Here is a 17,422-nt window from a genome sequence, read left to right as displayed (position 1 = left end):
AAGACAAATATCCATCCATGGTCCGCCGCTCACGCATGCATGTCAAGTCGTGAAGACGACGATTCCGTGGTTCGGACATAGGATGCCGACTCCCGCCGGCTCGTTCATCGTTGACGTTTTTTGCAATTGTTTGCGTGGTCCGCAACAACTGCGTCACGCCCGCATTGGCCGCAATATTTGCGAATTGCATTGTTTGCGCGGTCTGCACCGACTGCGTCGCATCTACATCGCTCGCAACATTTTGCGAAGCTGTCATCACGGCGGCGGTGGATGAGCCGCGTGCGAGTCTCACCGGCCGATCAATGGCCGATCGATGGCCGACCGGACGGTCGGTTGTCCTTTGATCAGGCAGGTTCACGGCGTGGCCGCCCGCCAGGAACTGCATGGAACCTGGAGGGCAACATGCGGCGACACGAGCTGTGGGGGGCGCTGCCGCTCGGTGCGCGAGAAGGCAGGTCGGAAAGAGTGCCGTCGGCCAGGCCAGGGCGGTTACGTTGAGAGTCAATTCCAGGGGCTCGGGTCGGGCCGAGCCGTACGATCCCGCGAGGACTGTGCGAGACGCGGGAACCGTGCGAACCGTGCGAACCGGTGCGAACCGGTGCGAGACAACCGCGCGGGCGCGACGATGGGCTTGACTTCCAAGAGGTCGTTTGCTCTTCCTGGTAGATTCCCCTGGTCGACTCGTCGCACCACGCGCCTTCCCGGCTGGCACCTCGGACGACCGTGCAGAAGCCCATCGACGTATTCATCTCCTACGCGCGCAGGGATGAATCCGCTCTACGGGAGCTCGTTTCGCACCTGGCGCCCATGCAGCGACAGGGGATCCTGCGGGCGTGGCACGATCGGGAGCTCGAGGCCGGAGCCCGATGGGAGGAGGAGGTGCGCGAGCGCCTCGAGGCGGCGCAGCTCATCTTGCTGCTCGTCAGCGCGGATTTCATCGCCTCGCCGTCCTGCTGGGACGTCGAGATGGAGCGCGCGATGGCCCGACACGCGGCCGGCTCGGCGCGCGTCATCCCGATCCTGCTCAGGGCGTGCGACTGGAAGGGCGCGCCGTTCGGTCACCTCGCGGCGTTGCCCGACAACGAGCGCCCCATCCAGGGCCGGGCCGATCGCGACGAGGCCTGGACCGACGTGGCGCTCGGCATCCGCGCCGCGCTCGAGAAGAACGAGAAGAGCGACAAGAAGCGCCTGCGCGCGCAGAGCCACAGGCCGATCTACCCGGACGCCGAGACCCGCAGGCTCGCCCAGGAGCTGGAGCGCGCGCGCGTGCGGCTCGGGGCGCTGCAGCTCGCGGGCGGCGACACGGCCGAGGCGCAGCGCGAGGTCCTGGAGCTCCGGCGGCAGCTGCGCGAGGGAGGCCAGCTCCGCGCCGGCGACAGGCTGGGGCAGCGCGGCAGGTACCTGCTCCTCGATCGCGTCGGGCGAGGCGGCTTCGCGAACGTGTGGCGCGCGCGCGACGACGAGCAGGGCCACGTCGTCGCCATCAAGGTGCTGCACTCGAGCCTCGCGGAGGACGCGATCCGGCGCGAGCGCTTCTTCCGGGGGGCCCAGCGCATGGCGGGGCTCGATCACCCCGGCGTCGTGCGCGTGATCGAGCCGCACGGCGAGGACGGGGGCTTCCAGTTCTTCGTCATGGAGTTCGTCAGCGGCGGCGACCTGCACCAGGCGGTCCTCCAGCAGCGCCTCCCGGCGGCGCAGGTGATCCCCCTCGTCCTGCGCGTCGGCGAGGCCCTGCGCGCGGCGCACGCGAAGGGCCTCGTGCACCGCGACGTGAAGCCGGCGAACATCCTGCTCGAGCCGTCGGGCGAGCCGCGGCTCACGGACTTCGACCTGGTCGCGGCCGCGGACACGACCGGCGGGACGCGGACGGGGGCGCTCGGCACGTACGTGTACAGCGCGCCCGAGTCGATGGACCGGCCCCAGGACGCCGACGCGCGGGCCGACGTGTACGGCCTCGGGATGACCGCGCTCTTCTGCCTCCACGGCGCCCAGCTGCCGGCCGAGGCGGTGCACGACCGGGCGGCGTTCCTGCGGGAGCTCTCGTGCGACGGCACGGTCAAGGCGGTCCTGGAGCAGGCCGTCGCGTGGAAGCGCGAGAAGCGGTACGCCAGCATCGATGACCTGTGCGCGGCGCTGAGCATCGCCAGCCGGCCGCGTGGCGCGCTGCAGCCCCGGCGCGGCCCGTCCGACTCCCCTCCGGCCGCGCCGCCCGTGGCGGTGGTGCCCTCCGCCACGGCGACGCCGGCGACCGGGATCCCTGCCGTCGGATCCGCGGCCTTCACCGCGCCGGCGGGGAGCCCGGGGGCGATCGTGGCCCGCGCCGTGGACGCCGAGGATGACGCCGGCCGCGCCGGGAGCGCGCCCAAGATCGAGATGGCCGTGATCGTGGGCGGGCGTTTCTGGATGGGCAGCGCGGACGACGACGTGTCGGCGAAGCCCGATGAGCGCCCGCGGCGGCAGGTGCTGGTCGCGGCGTTCAGGATGGGCGTCTATCCGACGACGCAGCGGCTCTACCGCGAGGTGATGGGCACGAACCCGGGGCTTCCCGCGAGCGACGAGCTCCCGGTGAACAACGTCAACTGGTGGGACGCGATCGAGTTCTGCAACCGTCTGTCCGCGCTACGAGGGTTCGGGCCCGCATACCAGCTCGAAGGAGAGGGCGTGATCTGGAATCGCGAGGCGAACGGCTATCGGCTCCCCACAGAGGCAGAGTGGGAGTACGCGGCGCGGGGGACCCGCGGACGCATGTATCCGTGGGGTGATGAGCCGCCGTCGGACCAGCTCGCCTGGAGCGACGCGCGCATCAAGAGCCCGGTGCTCGCCATGCGGGCCGGACCCAGCCCCGTGGGGTACTACCCGAAGGGGGCGTCGCCGTTCGGGATCCTCGATATGGCGGGCAACGTCTGGGAGTGGTGCTGGGACTGGTACGGCGATTACCAGGCCGTCGAGGGTCCGGTGAGCAATCCGGTCGGGCCTTCCATCGGCTACGGGCGCGTGCTCCGCGGCGGTTCGTGGCGGGTGGTCGCGAAGAACCGGCTGCGGGCCGCGGCGCGCCACTTCATGTTCGCCAGCGCGAAGAACGCCGACGTCGGCTTCCGCTGCGTCCGCGGCTCGATGCAAGCCCACAGCGCGAAGCCGCCGGCCGGGCAGCCCGCCCGCTGACGGCGGCGCCGCCCGCGAGGGCCCCTCGCGCCGGTTGCTGTCCGCGCCGACGGGCCGCGCCGGGAAGAGCTGCGCGAGGGCGATCGAGCGAGCCCTGCGCAGCGCCCGCGAGATCGTCCTGAAAGCGCCGCACCCTCCGGCGCACCGCTCACTCCGGGAAGAACGTCTCGATCGTCAGCGCCGGCGTCCCGTCCGCGTGGACCCCGCCGAGCACCGCGAGCGTCCCGTTCGGCGCGGGCACCACGGCCGCGCCGCGCCGCGGCTCCCGCAGCGGCAGCTCCTCGACTTGCGCCGCCGCGACGTCGACGATGAAGCTCCGCGTCAGCCCGTCCTCGCCCGCCTCGGAGCCCACCGCGAGGATGCGCCCGCCGGGCAGCGCGAACGCGGCGACGCCCCCGATGGCCGCGGTCAGCGCGGCGCCCTCGACCTCCACCGCCGCGCAGGTCGCGGCGCACCCCGGCGCGAGCCGCCGCGTCGGCGCCGCGGCGCCGCCCTGGACCCCGCCGACGAGCGCGATCTCCCCGGGACCGGTCACCGCGGCGCCCGCCCCCTCGGAGGCGTCCGGCGGAAACGGCCTCGGCGAGAACTCGGTCGCGCCGTCGCCGAGCACCTCCAGCCCCGCGCCGTCCGCGCTCCCGCCCGCGACGACCAGGCCCAGACCTTCCACCCACACGGCCGCGGCGCCAGCCCGCGCGTGGCGGAGCTTTGCCACCGAGAGCGCCCCGTCCGCGCCGACGACGAGCACCTTGTCCGAAGGCGCGCCCGGCGCCCCCGCGGCCGCGCCCGCGCGCGTCGCGCCGACCACGAACGAGCGCCCGTCCGAGGCCTCGACCGTCCGGCCGCCCGCCACCTCCGCGAACGAGCCGAGCCCCTCGGGCAGCGACGCCTCGGCGCTCTGCCCCGCCGCGACGTCGGTCCAGCTCGCGCCCTCGTCGTCCAGGGTGAGCAGCAGGTCTCCCCGCACCACGAGCGACCGCGCCGCCCGCGGGAGCGCGCCGCTGGAGGCGCTCCCGCCCCACGCCGCGAGGTCGTACGCGTCGAGCCGCGCCGGGTCGACGTCACCCGCCGCGGCGCCCCCGGCCGCGACCCCGCCGGTGAGGATCAGGTAGCGCTCCGCGAGCGCCGCCCCGGGCGCGCCGGCGCGCGACGCCGCGAGCTCGCCCGGCGGCCGCGCCCACCGGCCGGTCCGCTGGGCGAAGAGCGGCAGCACGTCGCCCGTCACCGCGGCGAGGTAGATGCCCGCCGCGGAGCGCCCCCGCACCACGGTCGCGCCGCCCGCGTCGAGGCCGCGCACATCGAACGTGTACGCCCGCTCGGCCGGGATCTCGCCGAAATCGAGCTCGCCGCCCGGCGCCGCCGCCGCCGACACGGTGACGTCTCCCTCGGCCGCCGTCGCGGTCACCTCGATCCGGGCGACAGGCGGGTCGTCCTGGAACGCGGTCGCCTCGTGCCCCGGCACGACCTCGACCGTGAGCGTCCGCGGCCCTTCCGCGCAGCCGAGGAGCGACAGGCCGAGCGCGGGAAGGACACGGCCCAGGAGCGGGATCTTCATGAGGGCCGAGTCATAGCGCCTCGAGCGCGCGAAAGCCCAGCGGAGGTGGGCCGATCGCGCCGCGCGCCGATCTCCACCGCCCGCTACAGGTCGACCTGCACGCCGATCTCCACCACCCGCTCCGGCGGCAGCCTGAAGTAGTCGGGCACGGCGCCGGCGTTCCGCGCCATCACCGCGAAGATCGTCTCCGTGATCCTGCCCATCCGGCCCCTGTCGGTGGCGAGGATCGTCTCGCGGCCGAGGTAATACGCCACGTCCGCGAAATCGATGGGCAGCGCGTGCGCCGCCGCGGCCCGCCGCAAGAGGGCCGGCACGTCGGTCGACTGCATGAAGCCCGATCGGATGACGACCTGGTGAACCCCCTTGTCGAGGCTCGTCACGTCGAGGCGCTCCCTGTCGGCGACCCGGGGGACGTGCTCCGTCACCACGGTCAAGATCACCACCGTCTCGTGGAGCACCTTGTTGTGCTTGAGGTGGTGCGTCAGCGCGTAAGGTATCTTGCCCGCGCGCGCGCTCAGGAAGACCGCCGTGCCGGGGACCCGCGCGCGGCATTTCGCGTCGAGATCGCGCACGAAGGCGTCGACTGAGGGGGCCGCCCGCGTGAAGCGCTCGGCGAGGATCGTGCGGCCTCGCTTCCAGATCACCATCATGGCGAACAGGACCGCGGCGATGACCGCCGGCACGTACCCGCCGTCGAGGAACTTGATCAGGTTGGCCCCGAAGAACGGCAGATCGAACGAGAGGAACAGGATCAGCAGCGGCAGCGCCTTCGCGAGCGGGGCTCGCCACGTGTGCCGCATCACGACGAAGAAGACGATCGACGTGATCCCCATCGTGCCGGTCACCGCGATGCCGTACGCCGCGGCCAGCCGGCTCGACTGCTGGAAGATCAGCACGAGCGCGAGGCACCCGGCCGCGAGGGCCCAGTTCGTCAGGGGGATGTAGATCTGCCCCGCGGCCTCGCTCGAGGTGTGGCGCACCTGGGTCCGCGGCAGGTACCCGAGCTGGATCGCCTGGTGCGTGAGCGAGTAGGCGCCCGAGATCAGCGCCTGCGACGCGATCACGGTGGCCATGGCGGCGAGCGCGACCAGCGCGTAGGTGAGGGGACCCCTCGGCACCATCGCGAAGAACGGGTTCGCGGCGGCCTCGCGCTCCTGCAGCAGGAGCGCCCCCTGGCCGAAGTAGTTGAGCACGAGCGCCGGCAGCGCGATCGCGTACCAGGCGAGCCGGATCGGGCCGCGCCCGAAGTGCCCCATGTCCGCGTAGAGCGCCTCGCCCCCCGTGATGACGAGGACGACCGACCCCAGGATGGCGACCCCATGGAAACCGTGGGCGGCGAAGAAGCGCGCCGCGTACACGGGGTTCAGGGCGGCGAGCACCGCCGGGTTCCTGGCGATGAACACGAGCCCGAGCACGGCGAGCGCGGTGAACCAGAGGACCATGATGGGGCCGAAGACCTTGCCGACGCGCGCCGTCCCCCAGCGCTGCACGCTGAAGAGCCCGACGAGGATCGCGCAGGTGAGCGGCACGACGAACGGCTTGAGCCCGCTCGTCGCCACCTCGAGCCCCTCCATGGCGCTCAGCACCGAGATGGCGGGCGTGATGACCCCGTCGCCGTAGAGGAGCGCGGCGCCGAGCACCACGAGCCCGGCGAGCCACCCGACGCCCTGCGTCCCGCTGGCGCGCAGCCGCTCCGGCACCAGCGCGAGCAGGGCGAGGATGCCGCCCTCACCGTCGTTGTCGGCCCGCGTGATGAAGGTGACGTACTTGACCGTGACCACCATCATCAGCGACCAGAAGAGGAGCGAGAGCAGCCCGAGGACGTTGTCGGGCGTCGGCGGGACGCCGTGCGTCGCGCTCACGCACTCCTTGAGCGCGTAGAGCGGGCTCGTGCCGATGTCGCCGAAGACGACCCCGAGCGCGGCCAGGGCGAGCGCGGCCTTGCCGCCGTGGTGGCCGTGCGCCGCGTCCGCGTCACGCCGAGCCGCGCCGGCCTGCGACGAGCCGTCTCGGGGCGCCGCGGGATCCGCCGCTGCGCGGAGGGCAGGCCGAGCGCCGGGAGGGCGCGGCGTGGTGTCGGGGTGGTCCATGGGGCGGAGTCATAGCGCGTCGGCGGCGCTCCGATGGATCGAATCCTCCGCGGCGGCTCGCGGGGGCCGGCGCATGATGCGTTGAGGTGAAGCTCTCGTCGCGAGACCGAAACCATCAGCGCGGTTGCGTGTCGCCGCGCGGGTCCGCGGGCAGACCGAGGTGGACTGGCCAGGTTCGTCGACCTCGACCTTCAGTCACATTCGTACTTCCACATGCAGAAGCCCTGTTCGTCCCGGAGGCCAGGCCCGTGGAACATGTGCCAGCACTCCATGCCGCTCGGGCACGTGGTGCTCTCGTCGCAGGGCAACTCGCAGACCGAGTTGCACACCGGCGTGGCGGTGCCGCTCGGCGGCCGCGGGCAGTCCTCCGCCGTTTCGCACTCGTAGTTGCATTGCGCCGCCACATCGCACCACGTCGATCCATCGTCTTGTCGCTCGGCGACGTACGCCACCCTGCACCTGCGCTCTTCACCGCTCGGTTCGGGATCCGGGCAATGCATACGGCCGAAGCCCCCGCCCTCGGGGGGAATGCAGGCAGCCCACGGCCCTTCGGTGGCCGCCTCGACGGTGGTCGCCAGGTGGACTTCCACGATCGGATCGACATGGCGGTCGCCGCACGCCGCCGGTGCGGACGCGAAGGCCGTCGACAAGCCCAGAGCCCAGAGCTTCGTAGCCGTGATCTTCATTGGGTCCTCCACGCCGCGCGCCGACGCGCCCGGCGTCCAGATTGTCTGCGCTGAGGTCACGGCAGCTGCCCATTTCGGCTCATGGCAGCACGAACTCCGCCCCGAGAGACGCGCCCAGGAACGGCCGGCCGCGGACGAAGCCCGCGGGGATCGGCTGGCCAGCGCGCGCCCGGCGCCAGCCGAGAACTTTCTCCGCGCGCGCCGCGCATGCGAGGCTGCCCAGCCCCGCCGAAGCGCGCGCTCGCCCGAGAGCGCTCGTCCAGCCACCGGACCCATCCGGGAGATGTAGGATAAAGTAGCACACGAAAGTTGTGGGTCGACGGCCGGGCAGGGTAGACGGGGCGAGGAGGACGCATGAGGCGCAGCAAGGGCGAGAGCATGGACACCGGGGCGGTGCGGAACCTCGAGGAGATCCAGGAAGAGGATCCCGGGGCTCGCCCGTCGCGCGCGGGCGCGCTGGTGCTGGCCTCGCTCGGCGGGGCGTGCATCGTCTTCGCGGCGGTGGCGCTCCTGCGCGCCCCGCACCGCGAGCGGCCGGTCACCGCCGATCCGCTCGGCGATCTGGTCGCGCGCGCTCACCCGGCCGGCGTGAAGCCGGCCCCGCGCCCTGCCACGATCGGGGAGGACGTGACCTTCCCCGCGGTCCTCTCGGACGCGGAGCACCCGACGACCGCGCTCGAGGCCGTGCGCGATCCGCGGGCGGCCAAGGCGGCCACCTCCGCCGAGGCGCCTGCCGGGGAGCCCGTCCCGCCGCCTGCCGCGGACCGGCTGCCCGTGGTCCCGCTGCCGGCGCAGCACGTGCTCGGGCGTCCCGGAGGCGAGGTCGCCCCGAACGACACGCTCACCGCGATGGCTCGTCACGTGTCGCGCGAGGAGGGGCCCGAGACCGAGCGGGGGGGGCCTGGCAGCTACCAGCTCCAGGTGAGCTCGTTCAAGGACCCCACCGACGCCGAGAACTTCGCGGCGGCCCTGCGCCGGCGCGGGCACAAGGCGTACGTCGAGCCGGCGTACGTCAAGGGCCGCGGCCTCTGGCACCGGGTGCGCGTGGGCCCCTTCAAGTACAAGCGCTCGGCCGTGATCTACCGGCAGGAGTTCGAGGCCAAGGAGCGCCTCGTGACGTTCATCGTCGACCCGCCCAAGACGACGGTCAAAGTGGCCGAGACCCCGGACGACGCATGACGTCCATCATCCCCCCGCGGGCGCATCACGTACCTGCGGTAGACACCTCGACACGTACCTGCGGTAGACACCTCGACGGGGAACCCGCCTGCCCCGCGACCCGCGTCTCTGTCCGCCGAGCGCTCCCTGCGCTCGCCTCAATCGACTCTGGCCGCGCGTGACGTCATCCGCTCTGCGGGCGGTACCTCACTGGACCGCTACGGGGTCACGTCAACGCGAGGCCGCGATGCCGGCAAACGCTGGCGATTGAAGCAAGACGTCGAATCGATCACGCGCCTGCTCGCCTCGGTACGCCGAGGGATCCGCCGGGTGCTGGTAGGGGACACCCGCGAGCTCTTGAAGAAGGTAGATCATGTAGCAGTCAGCAATACGCTCTCCGGCCATTTGTGTGACCCCCGTGTGGCCGGTCCTGAGGAGGGCTCGACCCGCGGCGTCTCTCCGCCTCATGACATACCTGGTTACCTGGTAATGCATGTCCACAAGGTGCCCGAACTCGTGAAGGAAGGTGATGTTGAACTCCCGTCCAGGAGTGTTGTTGAGCCGAGCGCGCACCGATTCATGGCTAAGTCGAATCACGTGGCCGTTGTTTCCACCGCCGCTGCGAGGCTGCTGACCGCGCCCGCGGAACTCGACGTGATCGATGATGGAACGGTGCTGGGATGGAATGAGCCAGAACGTGTTCTCGAGGATCCGGAGATGACTCTCCTCGGGCCAGTCCCGCTCGTGCGTCGTCGTCCAGTATTCCAGACCTGGCGGGACCGATGTGAGCCGTTTGTGAATCCAAGCCATACATCCACCTTACGCTGATCCAGCCCTGATTTCAGCTGCCCACGGGCGTTCGGCCGACGATACCAGCCAATCGCCCCCTCGTACAGGCGCTGGCGTCGCCACGATACGAGCCCCCCGGCCATGACGCGATCTCGAGAGAGCGCGCTCATGGCACGAGCCTTGCGTTGTTTCCCTCTTGGCCTCAGCGGGCGCCTGGCCAGATCGCCGTCCTCCCCCGAAGCGCGAGAAACTGGCCTCCTGGATCGATCCGGTCCACCATGTACACTTCCTGTCGCAGGATCGGAGGCAAACTGCTCGAAGGCTTTCATCAAGTCTTCGGAGCGGCTTCTGTCTGCGTCCAACAACGAATCCGATCAGGACATACGGCGCAGTCATGACTCACGCTAGAGCCCTCCAGGGGAACCGCCTCGCGCTCACGGTCAGATCTGGCGAGCGCTTCGACGTACGACGTTTCTCCGTCTCGGAGCAGATGTCATCTCTGTTCAACGTGAGGATTACCGCGTTGAGCGAGAACCCCGCCATCGACCTCGATGCGGTCGTGGGCGTGCAAGCGCGCTTCACCATGACAAACGGAGTGTGCGAGCGGTTCTGGTCGGGCATCTGCAACGAGCTCCATCAGATCGGCGTCGAGGACGAAGGACTCTCTACCTATGAGATCACCATCGTTCCCGAGCTTTGGCTCACGACCCAGCGCCGCAACTACAGAATTTTCCAGCAGATCTCGGAGCCGGACATCGTGCTCAAGCTCCTCTCCGAGTGGGGCATCCAGAACGAGCTACGGCTCGCGGATAGATACAAAAAACGCAAGTATCGCGTCCAGTACGCCGAGTCGGATTACAACTTCATGAGTCGGATCCTCGCGGACGCGGGTATCTCGTTCTACTTCGCGCAGGTGGAAGACGAAACCAAGCTCGTGCTCACCGACGCGCCGCACCGGAATGACCCGCGTGCGGAGAGAATTCCGTTCAGAGACGACGCCACCATGATGACCGGCTGGTATGTCACCAACGTGTGTGTTGGCCAGCGGGTGCGGCCTGGACGGTACACGATGCGCGACCACGATTTTCGCCGCGCGCCGGTCAACCAGCCGCTCGCGAGCGTCGAGTCGGCGCGCCTTGACGTCGAAAGGCGGCTGGAGCGTTATCATTACACGCCGGGTGCGTTCCTTTTCGGCACGGACAAGGGCGAGGGGACGCCGGTCGCCGACGATCGGGGCAGGACGCGGGTGGACGACGCCGAGGCAGCGCTGCGCGCGCAGAGGAGGCTTGAAGCGAAGCGGACGGGCGCGAGGGTGTGCATGTTCGAGACAAACGTCGTCGACCTCGCCCCAGGGGTGGTCATGAGCATGTCGGATCACCCGCGGGCTGATCTCACTGATAAGGCGCTCTTGATCGTGGAGGCGACGCACGCAGGGACCTCGTCCGGCGAGTGGTCGCACTCCTGCGGGGCGCGCAGCGCAGAACAGCCCTATCGTCCGCCGCTCGGAGCGCCGAAGCCGAAGACGCTCGGCCTGGAGAGCGCGACCGTGGTGGGGCCCCGGGGAGAGGAGATCCACACGGACGAGTTCGGGCGGGTGCGGGTCCATTTTCATTGGGACCGCGAGAGCAGGATGGACGAGACCAGCTCGTGCTGGATCCACGTGAGCCAACCTTGGTGCGGCACGGGCTACGGCGGGACGAGCTTGCCGCGCGTCGGCCAGGAGGTGCTCGTGGACTTCCTGGGCGGCGACCCGGATCGGCCAGTCATTGTAGGTCGTGTGTATACAAGCCTGCAGAAGACACCCTACAAGCTCCCGGACAACAAGACGCGAAGCGGCTGGAAGAGCAACTCGACAGGCGGCGGGGGCGGATACAACGAGATCATGTTCGAGGACGCACAAGGGCGAGAGCTGGTGAATATCCAAGCGCAGAAGGACCTGAGAAAGCTCGTCAAGAACAATGAGGCCGTGAGGATTGGAAACAACCGAACCACGAGCGTCGCGGGCAACGACAGCCTCACGGTGGGCGGCAATCGGACACACCGGGTCCAGTTGAACGAGCAGATCTCGGTTGGGATGAGCCAGACGGTGTCGGTCGGAATCAACCGCGTGGCTCACGTGGGGCTCATCGATTCGACGACGGTCGGCGAGAAACACGTCGTGACGGTCACGCCGCCGGGGGAAGGCTCGCTTGGCGGCGAGAATACGACGATTGCGATGCAGAACGAGCACGTCGTGCTGGATACAGGGGCTGGCGCGTCGATCACGATGCAGGGCTCCAAGATCAAGATCGTCGCGGACACCATTTGTCTCTGGGCGAAGAACGCCGTCAACATCACATCCGAGGGCAATACGACCGTGGGAGGCATCGCGCAGCTCACGCTCGGATCGACCAGTGGCGATGTGGTCATCTCCGGTGGCCCGATGGTGAAGATCAATACTTGAGCGGGATCGCCATCAATGCCTGAGCCCGACTGCCACGATTGTCCTGCCCACGGGCGCGGTCCCATAGTAGAGGGCTCGCCTACCGTGCGGGTCGACGCGCTCCCCCTCGCTCGTCGCGACGATCGGACAGTCTGCGACGGCGTCGATGATCCGCTCGTCACCGGCGCGGCGACGGTGATGGTCAATGGTCGTCCTGCAGCGCGCGTCGGCGAGCTCACGTCCCATGTCGGAGTCGTCGCGACAGGGTCACCCAACCTCTTGATCGGAGGGCCGTCGACCTTGGCGGAAGTGATGACGCCGTTAGGAAGGCTGTCGTTGGTTCCGCCGGCAGACGGCCGTCCCTTGCGCGGAAACATGATCAGCCGTGATGAGTACCTCGGCCTCTTGGCCGAGCGCAGGCTTCCGAATCATGATTGGACCGGCTGGGACGTGATCAGGTGGAAGGCGCCCGAGTGGCTAGGCGGAGGCGCGCAGCACCTGTTCGATTACAAGGACAATTGGATCCGCGATCATAGCACCGCGATAGGCGTCGTGGCCAGGATGAACGATCTTCCTCCCGAGCTCGTGGCCGGGGTCGCCCACATCGAGGTGGGGGGCGACCCGACGTTCGTCGATGGAGTGGCGCACGACGTTCGTTCATTCGACCACATGGCCGATCCGTTGCTAGAGCCAATGACGGTCACGAGGGCGCCGAACCTCACGTCCGCGGGCGATGTGAGCATCCAGATTCGCAGAGCCGCGGAGACTCTAGGGATGGATGCAGACAGCTTGAGCTATGATGAGCGCCTCAGGATCATGAACTTGCTAAAAGACGATCAGGTGAATCTCGCGATTGTCGGGGCCCATCTGCGAGCGCTCGCGGACGTCGACTTCGCCGGTCGGGAGATCGGCAGCGAGGAAATTCGTGTAATCGGGGCGAGGTACAACCGTGGCCCGGATCTGAGCCTGGAGGATATCTACAGGAACACGAGCTACGGCGATGTGATTTTGCGTAGAAGAGACAGGCTGCTTGAGCTGCTCGAGGAAGGGCGCGCGAGGCGCCCTCGGACTGGAGTCAGCGGCGGCGTGCAGCCGGCATCGAGAGGGAATCTCTGAGTGGGCCGAGCGCGGGTCGTGTCAACGGGGCTGCTCGTCGCTCTCCACGCAGCCAGCTGCCTGTTTTTCATGTGGCTCATCTGTGTGGTGCCCGTGAATGAGTACGATGGGATGAAGTCGAGCCCTCAGGGGGACTCGCTGGATGTGCCGACCCACGCGAATGCAGGCTTCTTCCTCCTGTTCACGTGCGTCTGCTTCGCGATCTACTCCATGGTCGCTCATGCGATAGCGATCCGCGTGTGGCGCGAGCGGCGTGCCCTCAGCGTCGCCGCGATCTGGGTCCCGTGTGTGCTCGGCGTTCTGACCGGAGGTGTCAGAGGCCTGATGTAGCGCGCTCTAGCCGTCGTGGCCGGCGGTGCCCACTCCGACCTCAACGTCTCGCCGCGTCCAGCGCTTCGCCAACCTGCTCCTCGAGATCGTGGTTCTTCACGAATCGCTGGTTCCAGACCCGCTCGATTCGCATGGCGGCGCCGTGCGGCAGCCGCAGCTCCTTCAGCACGTTGTCGGTCGTGCCTCGCTCCGCGGCGACGATCAACCGCGCATAGTCCCCCACCGCGATCGTCCCGCGATCCTTCTCGATCTGCTCCACGTACGCCGCATCGAAGCGATCCAGCAGCGATTTACCACCCTTCTTGGTCTCCGACCGGATCGCGTCTGCCCAGCGCCTCTCGATCGCGGCCCAGCGCTCTGGCGACAGCGCTTGCTCCTCGAGGATCCGCGCCTTGTCCGCCTTGCTCTGCGCGATGCGCGCCGTGAGCGCTGCGCACCGCTCGATCGTGAGGTCGTCCAGGTGCGGCTTGTGCTCGTCGGATGTCACCGGTCTTCGATGCGCCGCCGCCGGCGACGCCACCTCGACCCTGCTGGCGCTCGGCGCCGGAGTTCCGGGGTCCGCCGTCACGTCCCCCGTCGCGAGCGGTCCGATCCTCGGAGGCGGCGCCACGCCGCCGGCCCCTCGCGCATGCCCTTTGACCGCGAGCCGTTCGCCCTTCGAGCTTCCGGGCTCGTCTTCGATTTCAGGCGCGATGTGCGAAGAAGCCGGGGCCAAGCCGGCCTCCCTGGGCGGCACCGGAGCCACGGGGGACTGAAAGGGCAGCGGCCTAGCCGCCCGCGAGGGGTCTGGCTCCACGCCGGGCGCAATCGTTCCCGTCCCGTCGTCGCACGCTCGCGTCGCCTCCGACGCAGCGGGCCGTCCATCGTAGGCGATCGGTGGCGCTCCCTTGCTCTGCGAGAAGGGCAGCGGATCCTCCACGGGCGCAGCCATGGAAGCAAGGACCGTCCCTGTCCCGTCATCCTGCCCCGCGGCCTCGCCGAGCGAGTCAAACCGGTCTGGCGGTGAGTTCAAAGGGCCACCCGCGCGCGGCTGCGCTGGAGCCGCTGCTGCTGCAAGGGACAGCGTCTGCTCCACTGCAGCGTCATGGTCAGGCGAGCGAGCGCTCGCTTCGTCGCCTGTCCTTTCTCGGTAGTTCTCCTGGGAGCTCCAGCGAGGGGGGCTAACCGTCGAGGCTGCGCTTACCGGCGATCCGGTCGGGCGCCCGTCGACCCAGAATGCGACGCGGCCCTCTTCACGAGGATGTCTCAAGCCGAGCTTCCCTCGCCATACGACGGTACAGGTCCCTCGATCCGTGTCGATCCACAGCGTATCCGCCGCCAGCGCGATCTCCGTCCGCTGGCCCGTCGCTCGATCCACGATCGCCCTTGGCTGGATCCCTGGGAGCCGTGTCATCAAGTGTTCGTGCTGCGGGTGCAAGTTCTCGAGCAGGATTTGCTCGTCCGGGCGCAGCTCGGCGAGCTGCTGGTCCCGCGGCGCGAGGTTGAAGTAACTGTAATCGAAGCCTGCCGGCACCGGTTGCTCCTCCCAGCCCTGGAGCGCGAAGCTCGCCGCGCGCTGGTCCAGCCGCTGCCCGGACGCCGGCCGTTGCGACGTGACCGGTCCGTATCCGGTGAGCGTGAGCTTTCGCCTCAACTCGGCGGCGCTCGGGTCCAGCGGTCGCGAGCCGCTCGGGTCGAACCGCACCGCGACGCGCTTGTCGATCTGGCCGACCGCGAGGCGTGCCGTGAAAGATCCCGTGGATTGTTGTCTGGGTGCATAAGCGTGTCCCACGAGGACCACGTCTGCGCGCGGCTTGTACGGTACCCGGTCCCTCGGCAAGACCACGCGGCGGTAGGGGTCCTCGCTCCACTGCATGTCTACGTCGGGAGGCTCTTCTTGCGTGGTGGCCAGGACGCATCCGCCAGGACGCAGTTCGAAGACGGCCTTGCAAAATACCGTCATCGCATATGTACCGGCCCTGGGGCACCACTCGACCCCTGATGCCCGTAAGGCGCAGAACGAAACGACGTCCATCGAGCGCAGGGTACCAGGTTCCGTCGCTGCAGCTCGCGGGTCGATCCGCGGAGCCGCGCCGCCGCGGATCGACCAAGCGAGCCTCCGGGATGCCAGCTCTGGCTCGCCGGGAAGGACGTATGGGCACCGGGACGCCCCGCCGCCTCGATGGCGGGCTGGCGCCGGCGGGCCGCGAGCCAGGTGCGTCCTGGCGGACTTCGTTCGCCCCACGGCTCCAACTCCCCATGGCTGGCCCCGCTCCCGTTTCTGCTCACGACCACGGAGGGAGCCTCGAAGCACCGGGTGCGCGTCGGCCCCTTCAAGTACAAGCGCGCGGCCGTGATCTGCTGGCAGGAGTTCGAGGCCAAGGAGCGCCGCGTGACGTTCATCGCCGACCCGCTCAAGACCGCGGTGAAAGTGGCTGACAGCCCTGGCGACGACGCGTAAATCAGGAGCTCTGGAGAGCCCTCGTCCGATGCCTGCACGAACGGCGCGGCGCCTGTCGCCGCCGCCCGCGGTGACGTTCCTCGTCGCGAGCCTCGGAGCGCTGTGCGGGTGCAACGCGCTCTCGGGGCTCGACGAGCTCCGGTTCGACGGCGCAGGGGCCTCGGGCGGGTCCGGTGGCGTCGGCGGCTCCGGTGGCGTCGGCGGTTCCGGTGGCGTCGGCGGTTCCGGTGGCGTCGGCGGCTCAGGGGGGCTGGCTGGCTCCGGCGGGTTAGGCGGCTCCGGCGGCGGGTGCCCGATCGGCGTGTGCGCCCCCTTCGTCCTGGCCGAGGGCCAGAACCGGCCGGTCAGCATCGCCGTGGACGCGACGCACGTCTACTGCGTCAACCGCGGCACCCCGGAGACGAGCGACGGCTCCGTGTTCAGGGCGCCGCTCGACGGCAGCAGCACCGCGCCTCCGCCGCTCCAGGACGGGCTCGACGAGCCGGTCAGGATCGCCGTCGACGCGAGCTGGGTCTACTGGACGAACTACGCGGGGAACAGGCCCGACGAGGGCGCCATCATGAAGGTGTCGCTCGACGGCAGCGAGAAGCCGGACCCGGTCGTCACCGGGCGGCACGGCCCCGTGGGCCTCGCGGTCTCCGGCGGCGACGTCTACTGGACGAACCGCGGGACCAACCACGTCCAGGCGCTGCTGATCCAGACGCCCGGCGTGATCCATGTCTGGGAAGGCGCGAACGACCCGACCGGCGTCGCGGTGAAAGGCCAGAGCATCTACTGGGCGAGCGCGGGAGACGACGCGATCCGGGCCTGGTCGTTCGTCGACGAGACGTACCGCGACGTGGCCACGGAGCAGGACGACCCGCGGGCCATCGCGGTCGACGACAGCTCCGTCTACTGGACGACCAGCGACGGCGGCACCGTCATGAAGGCGCCGCTCGGCGGCGGCGATCCGGTCGAGCTCGCGTCCGGCCAGGATCACCCCGGGTTCCTCGCCGTGGACCGCGACCACGTCTACTGGACGAACGCCGGCGCCGAGGGCTCGGCGAACGGCGCGGTGATGCGGGTGCCCATCGCGGGCGGAGACGCCGAGGTGCTCGCCTCGGAGCAGGACGGCCCGAGCGGGATCGCGGTCGACGACAGCTACGTCTACTGGGCGAACCAGGGGGCCGGCACGGTGGTGAAGCTGCGCAAGTGACGGCCGGCGTCCCGCCGCGTCGGCCCCGCGGCCGGCGCGCCGCCCCCCGCTACCGGCGCGCCGCCCCCGGGAGCGCCGCGGCCGGCGTGAGCGCGCAGGACAGGACCCCCTTGGCCCCGGCGAGCTGCCCGGCGAGCTCGGACAGCTCCTGCCCGCGGCCCTTCAGCACCATTACCTGGAGCAGCCGGGCCGCGTCGAGGCGGACCAGCAGGCTGGAGACCAGAGACCCCGCGCGCCGCTCCTCCAGCTCGGAGATCCGCAGCACGAGCTCCCGCACCTCGGGCTCGTAGACGAGCGTCAGCGTGGCCGCCACCTCGGCCCCCTCGTCCAGCGCGGCGCGCGTCAGGTCCGCGCGGACCAGATCCCGCAGCGCCTCCGAGCGGTTCTCGTAGCCCTGCGCGGTGATGCGCCGATCGAACTCGGCCAGCAGCGCGCGATCCATCGCCACGCCGAAGCGGACCAGGTCGCTCATCGCTCGTCCC

At 69.8% G+C, this 17,422-nt stretch carries 13 protein-coding genes and 1 pseudogene; 8 read left to right on the top strand and 6 right to left on the bottom strand.

The window, feature by feature from the left end:
* Window positions 1-723 precede the first annotated feature (723 nt).
* Window positions 724-3,162, top strand: a complete 2,439-nt coding sequence (locus tag WMF39_RS20445; protein WP_437747159.1) for an SUMF1/EgtB/PvdO family nonheme iron enzyme — start codon at window positions 724-726, stop codon at window positions 3,160-3,162.
* A gap of 148 nt (window positions 3,163-3,310) precedes the next feature.
* Here the strand turns inward: WMF39_RS20445 and WMF39_RS20440 are convergent, their stop codons facing one another.
* The 3 genes from WMF39_RS20440 to WMF39_RS20430 all read right to left on the bottom strand — a co-directional run bounded on the left by WMF39_RS20440 (window position 3,311) and on the right by WMF39_RS20430 (window position 7,490).
* Complete coding sequence (locus tag WMF39_RS20440) at window positions 3,311-4,714, bottom strand: hypothetical protein (RefSeq protein ID WP_437747158.1); 1,404 nt, start codon at window positions 4,712-4,714, stop codon at window positions 3,311-3,313.
* 83 nt (window positions 4,715-4,797) lie between these two features.
* Entirely contained in the window at window positions 4,798-6,804 is a 2,007-nt protein-coding gene (locus WMF39_RS20435; protein WP_437747157.1) for a potassium transporter Kup, read from the bottom strand.
* 191 nt (window positions 6,805-6,995) lie between these two features.
* A complete protein-coding gene (locus tag WMF39_RS20430; RefSeq protein WP_437747156.1) occupies window positions 6,996-7,490 on the bottom strand; it encodes a hypothetical protein in 495 nt (164 codons plus the stop codon).
* Window positions 7,491-7,844: 354 nt separating this feature from the next.
* Here WMF39_RS20430 and WMF39_RS20425 point away from each other — a divergent pair, with 354 nt between their 5' ends.
* The 5 genes from WMF39_RS20425 (at window position 7,845) to WMF39_RS20405 (ending at window position 13,305) form a co-directional block, all read left to right on the top strand.
* The gene (locus WMF39_RS20425; RefSeq protein ID WP_437747155.1) at window positions 7,845-8,669 is read left to right on the top strand and encodes an SPOR domain-containing protein; all 825 of its coding nucleotides are present in this window, start codon (window positions 7,845-7,847) and stop codon (window positions 8,667-8,669) included.
* Between the two features lie 246 nt (window positions 8,670-8,915).
* Window positions 8,916-9,476 (top strand): hypothetical protein, encoded by a 561-nt coding sequence (locus WMF39_RS20420; protein ID WP_437747154.1) that lies wholly within the window; start codon window positions 8,916-8,918, stop codon window positions 9,474-9,476.
* Between the two features lie 355 nt (window positions 9,477-9,831).
* The gene (locus tag WMF39_RS20415) at window positions 9,832-11,880 is read left to right on the top strand and encodes a type VI secretion system Vgr family protein (RefSeq protein WP_437747153.1); all 2,049 of its coding nucleotides are present in this window, start codon (window positions 9,832-9,834) and stop codon (window positions 11,878-11,880) included.
* 15 nt (window positions 11,881-11,895) lie between these two features.
* A complete protein-coding gene (locus WMF39_RS20410) occupies window positions 11,896-12,975 on the top strand; it encodes a PAAR domain-containing protein (protein WP_437747152.1) in 1,080 nt (359 codons plus the stop codon).
* Between the two features lie 111 nt (window positions 12,976-13,086).
* Window positions 13,087-13,305: a hypothetical protein gene (locus WMF39_RS20405; protein ID WP_437747151.1), complete on the top strand. Its 219-nt coding sequence runs from the start codon at window positions 13,087-13,089 to the stop codon at window positions 13,303-13,305.
* Between the two features lie 40 nt (window positions 13,306-13,345).
* On the opposite strand, the gene WMF39_RS20400 is transcribed toward WMF39_RS20405, so the two are convergent.
* Both WMF39_RS20400 and WMF39_RS20395 read right to left on the bottom strand, forming a co-directional pair.
* Window positions 13,346-13,792 carry a hypothetical protein gene (locus WMF39_RS20400; protein WP_437748171.1) on the bottom strand — a complete coding sequence of 149 codons (447 nt, stop codon included), beginning with the start codon at window positions 13,790-13,792 and terminating at the stop codon, window positions 13,346-13,348.
* Between the two features lie 786 nt (window positions 13,793-14,578).
* Window positions 14,579-15,247: pseudogene (locus tag WMF39_RS20395) on the bottom strand (DUF2169 domain-containing protein); the annotation flags it as partial.
* A gap of 219 nt (window positions 15,248-15,466) precedes the next feature.
* Between WMF39_RS20395 and WMF39_RS20390 the strand changes: the two are divergent.
* Both WMF39_RS20390 and WMF39_RS20385 read left to right on the top strand, forming a co-directional pair.
* Window positions 15,467-15,745, top strand: a complete 279-nt coding sequence (locus WMF39_RS20390; RefSeq protein WP_437747150.1) for a hypothetical protein — start codon at window positions 15,467-15,469, stop codon at window positions 15,743-15,745.
* A 28-nt stretch (window positions 15,746-15,773) separates the two neighbouring features.
* Window positions 15,774-16,940, top strand: coding sequence for a hypothetical protein (locus tag WMF39_RS20385; RefSeq protein ID WP_437747149.1), 1,167 nt, complete (start codon window positions 15,774-15,776; stop codon window positions 16,938-16,940).
* Window positions 16,941-16,989: 49 nt separating this feature from the next.
* Here the strand turns inward: WMF39_RS20385 and nikR are convergent, their stop codons facing one another.
* Window positions 16,990-17,412, bottom strand: a complete 423-nt coding sequence (gene nikR / locus WMF39_RS20380) for a nickel-responsive transcriptional regulator NikR (RefSeq protein WP_012236284.1) — start codon at window positions 17,410-17,412, stop codon at window positions 16,990-16,992.
* Between the last annotated feature and the right edge of the window lie 10 nt (window positions 17,413-17,422).

It is taken from the genome of Sorangium sp. So ce1504, assembly GCF_051521635.1.
GTDB classification, from domain to species: Bacteria; Myxococcota_A; Polyangia; order Polyangiales; family Polyangiaceae; genus Sorangium; species Sorangium cellulosum_B.
Note: the sequence above shows the minus strand (reverse complement) of the source record. Positions and strands in the feature narration are given on the sequence as shown.